This is a genomic window from Spirillospora sp. NPDC048824, assembly GCF_043198455.1.
Lineage (GTDB): Bacteria > Actinomycetota > Actinomycetes > Streptosporangiales > Streptosporangiaceae > Spirillospora.
Genome location: NZ_JBICUS010000020.1, coordinates 66220 through 79846, shown reverse-complemented (window position 1 = coordinate 79846; position 13627 = coordinate 66220). Strand labels below are relative to the sequence as shown.

The following is a 13627-nucleotide window of genomic DNA, read 5'->3' as shown; positions in this document are numbered from 1 at the left end:
ATCAGTGGCCATCCTTGTCGTGATCGGTGCTGTCGTTGTCGGTGCTGTCGTTGTCGGTGCTGTCGTTCTCGATGATCGTGTAGCGCGCCTTGAGCACCCGGCGGGGCCGGGGGACCTCGGCGTCCGGCGGAGCCTGGTCCATGCGGACGGCCTCGCGCAACTCGACTTCACGGGCACGCATCTCGGTACGTACGTCCGAGGCGAAATGCCTCAATCGCTCGCCCGCGCCCTGCCCGGTCGACACGGCCCGCGCCGCGACCCCCTCGGGGGACCAGGCGCGCGCGATCCGCTCGACGCGGCGCTTGACGCGGTGCGAGACGTACACGCCGGCGCCGGCGCCGACCGAGACCCAGAACAGCCGCCTCATCTGCGTCCCTTACCCGGGGATCGGGCCTGCAGCTGCGGCCGGCCGGACTCGGGCCGCCCGTCGCCGTCCCGGCTTCCGAGGGCCTTGCGGACCCCGTAGGAGAACGCGGCGGCCTTCACCAGCGGGCCGCCCACCACCGAGGTCATGACGGTGGTGACGGCCGAGACGTTCTGGGTGACTCCGGCGACCTGCTTGGTGATGACGTCGGTGCGGCCGAGCTGCTCGTTGGCGTGCTTCACCGTCCGGGTCATGTCGTCCATCAGCGGGCCCGCCTGGTCGCCGATGTCGTGGACGACCTTGCTTGCCTCGCCGAGGAGTCGGGAGAGCTTCAGCAGGGTGAGCGCGATGAACGAGACGAGCACCGCCCAGAACACCGCCACGATGAGACCTGCCAACTGTCCACCAGTGAGCATCAGGGCTTTCCGTTCGCGTGAGTTCGGCTCGGGGGCCGGGCATGGCGTGAAAGACCTTACCGGTCAACCGGCCCGCATGCCGGGAGCACCGGCCGGGGAGGACCGGTCAGTGCCGGTCCCCCGAGCCGCGCAGGACCGAGCGGATCCGCGCGAGGACCTCGGTGAACCGGGATTCGGCGCCGTGCCTGGTCGGGCGATAGTACTCCCGTCCGTGCACCGTGTCAGGGGCGTACTGCTGCCTGACCACCCCGCCGGGATGGTCGTGCGCGTACTTGTAGCCCTCGCCGTGCCCGATCTTCGCCGCGCCCTTGTAGTGCGCGTCGCGCAGATGGCCGGGGACGGGACCGACGAGGCCCTTGCGCACGTCGCCGAGCGCCCCGTCCACCGCCGTGATCACCGCGTTGGACTTGGGGGCGAGGGACAGGTGGATCACCGCCTGGGCGAGGTTGATGCGGGCCTCGGGCAGGCCGACGAACTCCACCGCCTGCGCGGCGGCGACCGCCGTCTGCAGCGCGGTCGGGTCCGCCATGCCGACGTCCTCGCTGGCGTGGACGATCAGCCGCCGGGCGATGAACCGCGGGTCCTCCCCGGCCTCGATCATGCGGGCGAGGTAGTGCAGCGCCGCGTCGACGTCGCTGCCGCGGATGCTCTTGATGAACGCGCTGATGACGTCGTAGTGCTGGTCGCCCTCGCGGTCGTAGCGGACGGCGGCCCGGTCGACGGCCTTCTCCAGGACGCCGGTGTCGATCACGGCGCCGTCCTCGACCACCAGGGCGGCGGCCTCCAGGTAGGTGAGGGCACGCCGGGCGTCGCCGCCGGCCAGCCGGATGAGATGATCCTCGGCGGCGGGGTCGAGACCGGCCGCGCCGTTCAGGCCGCGCTCCTCGGTGAGCGCCCGGTGGATCACCTCGCGCAGGTCGTCCTCGCCGAGCGGCTCCAGGGTGAGCAGCAGCGAGCGCGACAGCAGCGGGCTGATGACGGAGAAGAACGGATTCTCGGTGGTGGCGCCGATGAAGGAGACCCAGCGGTTCTCCACCGCCGGCAGGAGCGCGTCCTGCTGTGCCTTGTTGAACCGGTGGACCTCGTCGACGAACATGACGGTCTGCCGTCCCGTCATGCCGAGCTCGCGCCTGGCCAGGTCGATCTCCGCGCGGACGCGCTTGACGCCGTCGCTCACCGCGGAGATCTCCACGAACCGCCTGGACGTGACCTGGCTGACGACCGTGGCGAGGGTGGTCTTGCCGGTGCCCGGCGGCCCCCACAGGACCAGTGACATCGGCACGTCCCGTTCGACGAGCTGCCGGATCGGGGTGCCCGGTCCAAGCAGATGGCCCTGCCCGACGACCTCGGCCAGCGCCCGGGGACGCATCCGCACGGCGAGGGGCTGCCCCGCCCCTCCGGTGCCGGACACGGCCGGGGGCGCCCGGTCCGGGAGCACCCCGCCCCGAGGCGAGCCGGCGCCCGCCTCCACCGGCGCGTCGAAAAGGCCCTCCGGCTCGCCCGATTCCGCCCTGCTGGTCACGCTCCGACACTATCCGCCGGGGCGGACATCCCCGGCCCTCCCGCGGCACGGGAACCCGGGACACGGCTGTGGCGTTGGAACAGCCCGGAAGGAACATTCAGGAGCGTGACGGTGTCCGGTATGACCCCGCGTCGGCGGCACGGGCAGGCAGGGCTGCTCGCGATCCTCTTCGTCGTGGGCGGGCTCATCTTCAGCTACGGGCTCGGACATGCGCCCGTGCCGCGCGTGTGCACCGAGCACGCCGTCAGCGTGCCCGCCGGCGTCGCGTCCTCCATCACCGGGGTCGCGTCTCTCCAGGGCTCTTCGCCTCTCCAGGACGTTCACGGCTCCGCCGAACCTGCGTCGGCCGCCCCCCTGAAGCAGAAGCCCCCGCTGACGCCGATGAACGCGGGCCTGTGCCTGGCGGTGCTGTTCACCCTCGTCCTTCTCGCCCTGGCCACCGGTCTCGGACGTCCGGTCTTCCGCCTTCCCGCCCGCGTCGGCTGGGCGCTCGCCCCGCCCTCCCGAGGCGCGTCCACCCCCACGTTCAGGCGCTCTCTCCAGGTGCTCCGGCTGTAGAAGGCGGGCCGCAAGGCCAGGGGCGCCGCCATGTCGACACGACGCGGCGCGCCCTCATGTCCGCACAGCCATGCCGCACCGCCCCGAGAGGACCCGCACGTGTCCAAGAGCGCCCGCAACAAGGCCGCACGTAACGGCAACGCCCGCAAGAACGCACTCACCCGGCCGGAGGTGCCCTGGGGCACCATCGCCTTCTTCAGCGTGATCGGCCTCGTGGCGTTCATCGCCGTCGGGTACGCGTTCATGCAGTCCAGGTCGTCCGCCGACTCCTCGTCCATCGCCGGCCTGGTGACGAAGGACGACCTCAGCCGCGACCACGTCACCGGCGCGGTCGACTACGAGACCGACCCGCCGATGGGCGGCGAGCATGACGGCGCCTGGCAGAACTGCGACGGCCGCGTCTACGACTCACCGCTCCGCAACGAGAACGCCGTGCACTCCCTGGAGCACGGCGCCGTCTGGATCACCTACCGTCCCGGGCTCGCCGCCGGCCAGCTCGACGCGCTCAAGGCCAAGGTAACCGGCACCGACTACACGCTCATGAGCCCGTACCCGTCCCTGGACGCCCCGATCGTGCTCACCGCCTGGGGCAGGCAGGTCAAGGTCCAGGACGCGTCCGACCCGCGCGTGGACGCGTTCCTGCGCGCCTTCGTGAAGGGCCCGCAGACGCCGGAACCCGGCGCGGCCTGCGCCGGCGCGAAGGACGCACCGTGAGCGGTGAGACGCCCCGGGGACGCCGGCCGGCCGTCGTCCTCGCCGTCCTCGTCCTCCTGACCGGCGTGGCTCTGGTGGCGCTGGCCGTGTACCGCTCGGGCGAACCGGCCACGGACGGCCCCGAGGCCGGGTTCGCCCGCGACATGAGCACCCACCATGCCCAGGCGGTGCGGATGTCGTTCATCGTCCGGGACCGGACCGGCGACCGCGATGTCCGCCTCCTGGCGTACGACATCATCAACACCCAGTCGGCGCAGATCGGAATGATGACCGCCTGGCTGGACGAATGGGGACTGCCCAAGGCCGACCCGGGCGGTCCCATGCGCTGGATGTCGGGGCACGCGGACCACGGTGGCGCCGCGTCCACGATGCGGGGAATGGCGACGCGCGAGCAGCTCGCCGACCTGGAGGACGCGTCGGGCCGCGCCGCCGAGGTCCTGTACCTGCGCCTGATGATCGCCCACCATCGCGGCGGCGTCGACATGGCGGAGGCGGTGCTCACCCTCACCGGCCACGACCGCGTCCGCCGGCTGGCCCGGACGATGGTGGACGGCCAGCGGGCGGAGGTCGCCCAGATGACCTCGATGCTGCGGAGCCGGAACGCCTGACGGGTCGGGAGGCGACCTTCGCGATAGCGCTTGACAGGGCGGTCGGATCGCGCGTCACTGGCCACCATGGCTCAGAACCTCAGCGGCTACCACCGGGCCCTCGATCTGTTCGAGGGCCTGGTGGCCGGTGTCCCCGGGGACGGCTGGGACATGCCGTCGCCCTGCGAGGGGTGGACCGCACGGGACGTCGCCGGCCACGTGACCGGCGGCCAGTACCTGATCCAGGCGCTGGCCGGCGGTGAGCCCGAGCCCGACATCGGCCGCACCCCCGCCCGGTTCGTCCCGGGCGACGTCCTCATGAGCTGGCGGACGGCCCGCAAGGAGTGCGCCGCCTCCCTGACCCCGGACGCGCTGGGCCGCCCCATCCCGTTCGGCGGCCTGGGCGAACTGCCGCTGGCCGACTATCTGGAGGGCTACATCCTGGAGCCGCTGGTGCACGCCTGGGATCTGGCCAGGTCGACGGGCCAGCCGTCCCGCCTGGACCCTGACCTCGTCCACCACGCGTTCGCGACCGCCCAGGTCGTCGCGGCCCCACTGCGCGCCGCGGGACACCTGGCCCCGCCCCTCCCGGCCCCCAAAGGCGCCGACGAGCAGACCCGGATGCTCGCCTTCCTAGGCCGTTGTTAGCCCCGGCCCGCCGTGCTCAACGGGGGTTCCAGGGGGACGCCCCCTGGGAAACTAAGAGAATTCGGCGAGGGTGCGTTCGGCTTCTTCGAGCCAGGCGCGGCGGGCGGTGAGGGCTTCCTCGGTTTCCTTGATCTCTTTTTCGCGGCCGTTGTCGCGGGCCTTGGCGAGGCGTTTCTCCAGCTGCTCGATGGAGGTGCGCAGCTGGGTGACGGTGGCTTCGGCGCGGGCGCGGGCCTCGGGGTTGGTGCGGCGCCACTCGTTCTCCTCGGCGGCGCGGACGGTCTCCTCGATCTTGCGGAGCCGGCCTTCGAGGCGGTCGCGCTGGTCGCGGGGGACCATGCCGGCGGCCTCCCAGCGTTCCTGGATGCCGCGCAGTGCCTGCCTGGCCTGCCGGATGTCCCTGACGGGCAGGAGCCGCTCGGCCTCGCCGAGGATCTTCTCCTTCTCCTCGGCGTTGCCGCGGAACTCGGCGTCGCGTTCGGCGAACGCGGCGCTGCGGGCCTGGAAGAAGTTGTCCTGGGCTCCTTTGAAGCGGGACCAGAGGTCTTCCTCGGCGTCCCGGGAGGCGCGGCCGGCCGTCTTCCAGCGGCGCATCAGGTCGCGGTAGGCGGCGGCCGTCTCACCCCAGTCGGTGGAGCCGGACATCGCCTCGGCCTCGGCGACGAGGCGCTCCTTCTCCCTGCGGGACTCCTCGCGCTGGTCGTCCAGGGTGGCGAAGTAGACCTTGCGGCGCTTGGTGAAGGCGTTGCGGGCGGACGACAGCCGCTTCCACAGGGCGGTCTCGGTGGGCCGGTCGATGCGGTCGGCGGCCTTCCACTCCTCGACGAGCTGGCGCAGGCGTTCGCCGCCGTTCTTCCAGTGGGTCTCCTCGACGGCGATCCGCTCGGCCTCGGCGACGATCCGCTCCTTGATCTCGCGGGCCTCGTGGCGGTGCTGCTCGCGCTGCGCCTTGACCTCCTCGCGGCGCTGCCCGACCCGTTCGGTGAGGGAGTCCAGGCGCCGCCCGAGGGCGTCGAGGTCGCCGACGGCGTGCGCCTCGGCGACGGCTTCGCGGAGCCTGTCGATGCTCTGCTGGGCCTGTGCGGGCTGCAGGTCGGTGGTGCGGACCCGCTGTTCGAGCAGGCCGATCTCGGTGACGAGCGCGTCGTACTTGCGCTTGAAGTAGGCCAGGGCCTCTTCGGGTGCGCCGGCCTGCCAGGATCCGACGACCCGCTCGCCCTCGGACGTCGTGACATACACGGTGCCGTCCTCGTCCACCCGGCCCCAGGGATCGGTCGCGCTGGACACCCTTGCCTCCTGAATCGCGGGTCCGAATGTGCTCAAAGCCACCGGACCCTCCACACCTTAGTATCCCGTTCGCCTATTTCCCGGCGATCGAGACGTCCTGGATCGTGACCTTCTTCTTGGGTGCGCCGTCACCCTTGGGGTCCGACCCCCCCTTGGCGATCTTCTGCACGACGTCCAGCCCCTTGGTGATCTTTCCGAACACGGTGTAGTCGGGCCGGAGCTCCGAGTCCTCGTACACGATGAAGAACTGGCTGCCGTTGGAGTCGGGCTGACTGCTGTGCGCCATGGCGAGCGTGCCCGCGGTGTACTTGGCGCCCTCCGTGTTCTCGTTGGCGAACTGGTAGCCGGGACCGCCGGTCCCCTTGCCCGTGGGGTCGCCGCACTGCAGGACGTTGAGCCCGCCGCTGGTCAGCCGGTGGCACTCGGTCTTGTCGTAGTAGTTCTTCTCGGCCAGGAACGCGAAGGAGTTGACGGTGCAGGGCGCCTTCTGCCCGTCCAGCTCGAACACGACGTCGCCGTGGTCGGTCTCGACGGTCGCCTTCACCGTGCCCGTGCGGACCGGCTTGACGGGCGGTGTCCCGAGGTCCTTGGGGGCCCCCGGCACCGACGCCGGCTTGTAGGCGCACTCCCCCGGCTTGGCCTGGGGCGTCGCGGACGCCTTCGCGCCCGCCTCGGGCTCGTCGTCCTTGCCGGTGAACGCGACGATCGCGGCGCCGCCCACGACGATGGCGGCCACCGCGGCGGCCGAGCCCATGATCTTGAGGCGGCGCGTCTTCGCCGCCTCCTGGGCCCGCCGCTGCTGCTGGCGCTCGTAGCGTTGCCGCGCGAGCTGCTTCTTGCGGTCCTTCCCCGCCACGTGGCTGCTCCTCCGGTGTGATCAGGTGAACGTGCAGCGCATAGTAGCGGTCCAGGAGAGTGAACGCGTCTCCGCTTTCAGGGTGCGCTTACCGGTGCGCCGCATGCCCTGCGCGACGACACGGCGACCGCGCCATCTCGTTCGCGGTGGCCGCGGCCGCGCCGGTACCCTCGGGTAAGCCCACCCGAGTTGGTTCTAAGGAAGGACGACCGTGCTCGTCGCCGGGTTCCCCGCTGGATCCTTCGCCGCGAACTGCTATGTCGTGGCGCCCTCCGCGGGTGAGGAATGCGTCATCATCGACCCCGGCCAGGACGCCGAGGCCGGGATCGAGGAGATCCTGCGCGAGCACCGGCTGAAGCCGGTCGCGGTGCTTCTGACGCACGGCCATATCGATCATGTCTGGTCGGTGGCCCCCGTCTGCGGCGCCAGGGACGTGCCCGCCTACATCCATCCGGACGATCGCGATCTGCTCACCGATCCGGCCAAGGGACTGTCGCTGGGCGCCGGTCAGCAGCTGTTCGGGGGGCTGGAGCTGTCGGAGCCGGACGACGTGCGGGAACTGGCCGACGGGGCGGCACTGGAGCTGGCCGGGCTGAGCTTCACCGTCGACCACGCGCCGGGCCATACACCGGGGTCGGTGACGTTCCGGACGCCGAAGACGCAGCAGCTCCCGGACGTGATGTTCACCGGTGACCTGCTGTTCGCCGGGTCCATCGGACGCACCGACCTGCCGGGCGGATCGTACGAGGAGATCCTCGCGAGCCTGTCCAGGGTGTGCCTCGCCATGCCCGACGAGACGGCCGTCCTGCCCGGCCACGGGACGCAGACCACAATCGGCCGCGAGCGCGCCACCAACCCGTTCCTTTCGGAGTTGACGCCGGCGGACGGCCCCAGCAAGGGATTCTGAGCCAAAAAAATCATGAGTTCGAGCTTCCGGGCCCCCAAAGGGGTCAGTGAATACGTACCGCCGCGCGCGGACCTCTTCTACGCCATCCGGGAGGCGTTCGCCGAGCAGGCGAGGCTGGCCGGCTACGGCTACCTGGAGCTGGCCGTCTTCGAGGACACCAACCTGTTCAGGCGGGGCGTCGGCGAGTCCACCGACGTGGTGTCCAAGGAGATGTACACGTTCGAGGACCGGGGCGGCCGGTCGCTGACGCTGCGTCCCGAGTTCACCGCGTCGGTGCTGCGGTCGGTACTGGAGAACAACCTCCACAAGGGCCCGCTGCCGGTGAAGGTGTGGACGACCGGGCCCGCGTTCCGCGCCGAACGCCCCCAGCAGGGCCGCTACCGGCAGTTCTACCAGCTCGACCTGGAGGCGATCGGCAGCGAGGACCCGCAGGTCGACGCGGAGACGATCGCGATCGCGTGGAACTGGTACCGCTCGCTCGGGCTGACCCGGGTGCGGCTGCTGCTGAACTCGCTCGGCTGCAAGGAGTGCCGCCCGGCCTACCGCGCCCTGCTGCAGGACTTCCTGCGCGGCCTGGACCTGGACGACGACACCCGCGCCCGCGTCGAGATCAACCCGCTGCGGGTCCTGGACGACAAGCGCCCGCAGGTGAAGGCCCAGATCGCCGACGCCCCGCTGATGGCCGACCACCTGTGCCCGGCCTGCAAGGCCCACCACGACCGGGTCCGCGAGCTGCTGGGCGACCTCGGCATCCCGTGGGAGGACACCCCGGCCCTCGTCCGCGGCCTGGACTACTACACCCGGACGACCTACGAGTTCGACCACCCGCTGCTCGGCGCCCAGTCCGGCATCGGCGGCGGCGGCCGCTACGACGGGCTGTCGGAGGACATCGGCGGCCCGCCGCTGCCCGGCATCGGGTTCGGGCTCGGGCTGGACCGCACCGTCCTCGCGCTGGAGGCCGAGTCGCAGGAGGACGGCGCCGCCGCGTTCACCACCGGGCCGCGCTGCGAGGCGTTCGGCGTCGCGCTCGGCGACGCCGCCGAGCGCCGGATGTTCGCGCTGGTCGACGACCTGCGCCGGGCCGGGATCGCCGCCGACATGGCGTTCGGCGGCAAGCGGCTGAAGGGCGCGATGAAGGACGCGGACCGCTCGGGTGCCCGCTACGCCGTGATCCTCGGGGAGCGAGATATCGCGGACGGCGTCGCCCAGGTCAAGGATCTGGCCGAGGGCGAGCAGACAGCCGTCCCGCTCACCGGCATCGTCACGACGTTGAAGGAAAGGCTTTCGAAATGATCCGCACGCACGAGGCGGGGACGCTCCGGAAGGAGCACGCCGGTCAGCAGGTCACGCTGGCCGGCTGGGTCGGCCGCCGCCGCGACCACGGCGGCGTCACGTTCATCGACCTGCGCGACGCGTCCGGCACGGCGCAGGTCGTGTTCAGAGAAGAGGACACCGCGCACGACCTGCGCTCGGAGTTCTGCGTCAAGATCGTCGGGGAGGTCCGCGTCCGGCCGGAGGGCAACGAGAACCCGGAGCTGCCCACCGGGGACATCGAGGTCGCCGCCACCGACATCGAGGTGCTGTCGGACGCGGCACCGCTGCCGTTCCCCATCGAGGGCGACGTCAACGTCAACGAGGAGATCCGGCTCCGGTACCGGTACCTCGACCTGCGCCGCGACGCCGTCGCGCGGGCCATGAGGATCCGCTCCGAGGCGTCGTTCCTGACGCACGAGGTGATGCGCGAGCACGGCTTCGTCAACGTCGAGACGCCGACGCTGACCCGGTCGACGCCCGAGGGCGCCCGCGACTTCCTGGTCCCCGTCCGGCTCCAGCCGGGCCACTGGTACGCGCTGCCGCAGTCGCCGCAGCTGTTCAAGCAGCTGCTCATGGTCGGCGGGCTGGAGCGCTACTACCAGATCGCCCGCTGCTACCGCGACGAGGACTTCCGCGCCGACCGGCAGCCGGAGTTCACCCAGATCGACATCGAGATGTCGTTCGCCGACCAGGAGGACGTCCTGCGGGTCGGCGAGGACCTCGTCGCCCGGCTGTGGAAGGACATCGCCGGATACGAGATCCCGCGGCCGATCCCCCACATCACCTACGCCGACGCGATGGCCCGGTACGGATCCGACAAGCCCGACCTGCGGTTCGGTCTTGAGCTGACCGACATGACCGAGTACTTCGCCGGCACGCCGTTCCGCGTCTTCCAGGCCCCCTACGTCGGCGCGGTCGTCATGCCGGGCGGCGCGTCCCAGACCCGCAGGGAACTGGACGGCTGGCAGGACTGGGCGAAGGCGCGCGGCGCCCGCGGCCTCGCGTACGTGCTCGTCCAGGACGACGGGACGCTCGGCGGCCCGGTCGCCAAGAACCTGTCCAACACCGAGAAGGAGGGGCTGGCCGCCGCGGCCGGCGCCGGCGCCGGCGACGCGATCTTCTTCGGCGCCGGGAAGCGGCATGCCACGCAGGAGCTGCTCGGCGCCGCCCGCCTGGAGATCGGCCGCCGCCGAGAACTGATCGACGCGTCGGCGTGGAAGTTCGTGTGGGTCGTCGACGCACCGGTCTTCGAGCCCGTCGAAGACGACAAGGGCGAGCAGATCGGCTGGACGGCCGTCCACCACCCGTTCACCGCGCCGAAGCCGGAGTTCGCGGGCACCTTCCAGGACGACCCCGGCGGTGCGCTCGCGAACGCCTACGACCTCGTCCTGAACGGCACGGAGATCGGCGGCGGGTCCATCCGCGTCCACCGCGCGGAGATGCAGCAGCGGGTCTTCGACGTGCTGGGCCTGTCGAAGGAGGAGGCCGAGTCGAAGTTCGGGTTCCTGCTGGAGGCGTTCAAGTTCGGCCCGCCGCCGCACGGCGGCATCGCGTTCGGCTGGGACCGGATGGTGATGCTGCTGGCCCGGCAGGACTCGATCCGCGACGTGATCGCCTTCCCGAAGGCCGCGTCCGGGTACGACCCGCTGACCGCGGCGCCGACGCCGATCACGCCGCAGCAGCGCGCGGAGGCCGGAATCGACGTCGACCCCGAGGACCAGGCCGAGGACGGGGACGGGCCCGGCGAAAGCTGACCGGCGAAAGCGGCGCCGCCCCTACCGGGTGGCGCCGCTGGTCACCCGGTAGACGTCGTACACGCCGTCGATGGAGCGGACGGCCTTCAGGACGTGGCCGAGGTGCTTCGGGTCGCCCATCTCGAACGTGAAGCGGCTGACGGCGACGCGGTCGCGGGTCGTGGTGACCGACGCCGACAGAATGTTGACGTGCTGGTCGGACAGCACGCGGGTCACGTCCGACAGCAGCCGGGGACGGTCGAGCGCCTCCACCTGGATGGCGACCAGGAAGACCGAGTCCTCGCCCGGGGACCACTTCACGTCGATCAGCCGGTCGGGCTGCGACTTCAGGCTCTCGACGTTGGCGCAGTCGGCCCGGTGGACGGACACGCCGTGGCCGCGCGTCACGAACCCGACGATGTCGTCGCCCGGCACCGGGGTGCAGCAGCGCGACAGCCGCACCCACACGTCGGGGTCGTCCGCGACGACGACGCCCGGGTCGCCCGCCGGGCGGCTCCGCTTGCGGCGGGTCGGCAGCGCGATCTCGGCAAGGTCCTCCTCGGCGCTCTCCACGCCGCCCAGGGCGTCCACGAGCCGCTGGACGACGTGCTGCGCGGAGACCTGGCTCTCGCCGACCGCCGCGTACAGCGACGACACGTCCGGGTAGCGCATGTCGCGGGCGAGGGCGAGCAGCGCCTCCCCGGACATCATCCGCTGTAGCGGCATGTTCTGCTTGCGCATCGCGCGGGCGATGGCGTCCTTGCCGGACTCGATCGCGGTGTCGCGGCGCTCCTTGGAGAACCAGTGCTTGATCTTGTTGCGGGCGCGGGCGCTCTTGACGAAGCCGAGCCAGTCGCGGCTCGGGCCGGCGTCCTGCGACTTGGAGGTGAAGACCTCGAGGGTGTCGCCGTTGTCGAGGGTCGATTCGAGGGGGACCAGACGCCCGTTGACACGGGCGCCGATACATCGATGCCCGACCTCGGTGTGGATGGCGTACGCGAAGTCGACGGGGGTCGCGCCCTGCGGCAGCGCGATCACGTCGCCCTTCGGGGTGAACACGAACACCTCGGAGACCGACAGGTCGAAGCGCAGCGACTCCAGGAACTCCGCCGGGTCGGCGGTCTCCTTCTGCCAGTCGAGAAGCTGGCGGAGCCACTGCATGTCACCGGCCTTGCGGCCGCCGACCGTCTCCTCCTTGTACTTCCAGTGCGCGGCGACGCCGTACTCGGCGCGGCGGTGCATGCCCCAGGTGCGGATCTGCAGCTCGACGGGCTTGCCCTCGGGGCCGATCACCGTGGTGTGCAGCGACTGGTACATGTTGAACTTCGGCATCGCGATGTAGTCCTTGAACCGGCCGGGGACCGGGCTCCATCGCGCGTGGATCGAACCGAGGGCGGCGTAGCAGTCGCGGACGCTGTCGACGAGGACCCGGATGCCGACCAGGTCGTAGATGTCGTCGAAGCTGACGTCCCGCGCGATCATCTTCTGGTAGACCGAGTAGTAGTGCTTCGGCCGTCCGGTCACGGAGGCCTTGATCCGGGCCTCACGCAGGTCGGTGGAGACGTACTCGATCACTTCCTGCAGGTAGACGTCACGGCGCGGGGCGCGCTCGGACACCAGCCGGGCGATCTCGTCGAACCGCTTGGGGTACAGCGTGGCGAACGAGAGGTCCTCCAGCTCCCACTTCAGCGTGTTCATCCCGAGGCGGTGCGCGAGCGGCGCGAACACCTCCAGGGTCTCGCGGGCCTTCCTCTCCTGCCTGGGCCGCGGCATGTAGCGCAGCGTGCGCATGTTGTGCAGCCGGTCGCCCAGCTTGATCACCAGGACGCGGATGTCGCGGGACATCGCCACGACCATCTTGCGGACGGTCTCGGCCTCGGCGCCCTCCCCGTATTTGACCTTGTCGAGCTTGGTGACGCCGTCGACCAGGGCGGCGATCTCGTCGCCGAAGTCGGCGCCGAGCCGCTCAAGGGTGTAGGGGGTGTTCTCGACGGTGTCGTGCAGCAGCGCCGCGCAGAGCGTCTCGGTGTTCATGCCGAGCTCGGCGAGGATCGTGGCGACGGCGAGGGGATGCGTGATGTACGGGTCGCCGCTCTTGCGCTTCTGGTGGCGGTGGTGGTGAGCGGCGACGTCGTAGGCGCGCTCGATGAGCCGGAGGTCCGCCTTCGGATGAGTGTTGCGGACCGTCTTGATCAGTGGTTCTAGTACCGGGTTCATAGCGGGGCCGCGCTGGGCGCCCAACCTGGCGAGCCTTCGGCGCACCCGGGCGGCAGACGGTGGAATCGTGGCCGGCGTGGGCCTGGACGGAACGGCGGGCTCGGGGGTGTCGGCGTCCCCGGCCGGGCCGGGGTCCTCGGGGGGCGGGGCCTGCTCTTGACGGCCATGCCCCTGAGGTTCCTGATCGTGGAGGCCTTGCTCTTCGAGTGCCTGCTCTTCGAGTGCCTGCCCTTTGGGGGCCTGCCCTTTGGGGGCCTGCCCTTCGGGGGCCTGCCCTTCGGGGGCCTGCCCTTCGGGAGCCTGGGCGGTGTGGGCCGGTCCGGCAGAGTCCTTCGCCGGTGGGCCCAGGGGCGTCCCCGGTTTCTCCGCGGACGGCGCGGACCGTTCGGGGGGCGGCTCCGGGGGTTCGGCGGCGGGCCGGCCGGGCGGTGGCGCACTCCGTGCCGTGCGGCGCGGCGGCGCGGCGGACGCGGGTCGCACACCGTTCTCCCCCGTGGTCTCCGG

13 protein-coding genes are annotated in these 13627 nt (G+C 71.2%); 7 read left to right on the top strand and 6 right to left on the bottom strand.

Annotated elements, in window-relative coordinates:
- Position 1: 1 nt before the first annotated feature.
- From ACGFIS_RS31395 to ACGFIS_RS31385, 3 genes are all read right to left on the bottom strand, one after another.
- Positions 2 to 367: a hypothetical protein gene (locus tag ACGFIS_RS31395; protein WP_392973397.1), complete on the bottom strand. Its 366-nt coding sequence runs from the start codon at positions 365 to 367 to the stop codon at positions 2 to 4.
- Complete coding sequence (locus ACGFIS_RS31390; protein WP_392973396.1) at positions 364 to 780, bottom strand: DUF948 domain-containing protein; 417 nt, start codon at positions 778 to 780, stop codon at positions 364 to 366. The genes ACGFIS_RS31395 and ACGFIS_RS31390 overlap by 4 nt, the downstream gene beginning before the upstream one ends.
- Before the next feature lie 106 nt (positions 781 to 886).
- Positions 887 to 2149 carry a replication-associated recombination protein A gene (locus tag ACGFIS_RS31385; RefSeq protein WP_392973407.1) on the bottom strand — a complete coding sequence of 421 codons (1263 nt, stop codon included), beginning with the start codon at positions 2147 to 2149 and terminating at the stop codon, positions 887 to 889.
- 273 nt (positions 2150 to 2422) lie between these two features.
- On the opposite strand from ACGFIS_RS31385, the gene ACGFIS_RS31380 reads away from it, so the two are divergent.
- From ACGFIS_RS31380 to ACGFIS_RS31365, 4 genes are all read left to right on the top strand, one after another.
- The gene (locus tag ACGFIS_RS31380; protein WP_392912926.1) at positions 2423 to 2860 is read left to right on the top strand and encodes a hypothetical protein; all 438 of its coding nucleotides are present in this window, start codon (positions 2423 to 2425) and stop codon (positions 2858 to 2860) included.
- Between the two features lie 99 nt (positions 2861 to 2959).
- A complete protein-coding gene (locus tag ACGFIS_RS31375) occupies positions 2960 to 3574 on the top strand; it encodes a DUF3105 domain-containing protein (RefSeq protein ID WP_392912927.1) in 615 nt (204 codons plus the stop codon).
- A complete protein-coding gene (locus ACGFIS_RS31370; RefSeq protein WP_392912928.1) occupies positions 3571 to 4182 on the top strand; it encodes a DUF305 domain-containing protein in 612 nt (203 codons plus the stop codon). Before ACGFIS_RS31375 ends, ACGFIS_RS31370 begins: the two co-directional genes overlap by 4 nt.
- 66 nt (positions 4183 to 4248) lie before the next feature.
- Positions 4249 to 4809, top strand: a complete 561-nt coding sequence (locus tag ACGFIS_RS31365) for a TIGR03086 family metal-binding protein (protein ID WP_392912929.1) — start codon at positions 4249 to 4251, stop codon at positions 4807 to 4809.
- Between the two features lie 51 nt (positions 4810 to 4860).
- Here the strand turns inward: ACGFIS_RS31365 and ACGFIS_RS31360 are convergent, their stop codons facing one another.
- Together ACGFIS_RS31360 and ACGFIS_RS31355 are read right to left on the bottom strand one after the other, a co-directional pair.
- Positions 4861 to 6096 carry a DUF349 domain-containing protein gene (locus ACGFIS_RS31360; RefSeq protein ID WP_392912930.1) on the bottom strand — a complete coding sequence of 412 codons (1236 nt, stop codon included), beginning with the start codon at positions 6094 to 6096 and terminating at the stop codon, positions 4861 to 4863.
- 73 nt (positions 6097 to 6169) lie between these two features.
- Entirely contained in the window at positions 6170 to 6952 is a 783-nt protein-coding gene (locus ACGFIS_RS31355; protein WP_392912931.1) for a peptidylprolyl isomerase, read from the bottom strand.
- A gap of 211 nt (positions 6953 to 7163) precedes the next feature.
- On the opposite strand from ACGFIS_RS31355, the gene ACGFIS_RS31350 reads away from it, so the two are divergent.
- The 3 genes from ACGFIS_RS31350 to aspS are packed head-to-tail and all read left to right on the top strand — an operon-like array spanning position 7164 to position 10927.
- Positions 7164 to 7859 (top strand): MBL fold metallo-hydrolase, encoded by a 696-nt coding sequence (locus tag ACGFIS_RS31350; RefSeq protein ID WP_392912932.1) that lies wholly within the window; start codon positions 7164 to 7166, stop codon positions 7857 to 7859.
- 12 nt (positions 7860 to 7871) lie between these two features.
- Positions 7872 to 9152: a histidine--tRNA ligase gene (hisS, locus tag ACGFIS_RS31345; RefSeq protein ID WP_392912933.1), complete on the top strand. Its 1281-nt coding sequence runs from the start codon at positions 7872 to 7874 to the stop codon at positions 9150 to 9152.
- Positions 9149 to 10927 carry an aspartate--tRNA ligase gene (gene aspS / locus ACGFIS_RS31340; RefSeq protein WP_392912934.1) on the top strand — a complete coding sequence of 593 codons (1779 nt, stop codon included), beginning with the start codon at positions 9149 to 9151 and terminating at the stop codon, positions 10925 to 10927. Before hisS ends, aspS begins: the two co-directional genes overlap by 4 nt.
- 21 nt (positions 10928 to 10948) lie before the next feature.
- On the opposite strand, the gene ACGFIS_RS31335 is transcribed toward aspS, so the two are convergent.
- On the bottom strand, positions 10949 to 13123 hold the full coding sequence (locus ACGFIS_RS31335; protein WP_392912935.1) for a RelA/SpoT family protein: 2175 nt from the start codon (positions 13121 to 13123) through the stop codon (positions 10949 to 10951).
- Between the last annotated feature and the right edge of the window lie 504 nt (positions 13124 to 13627).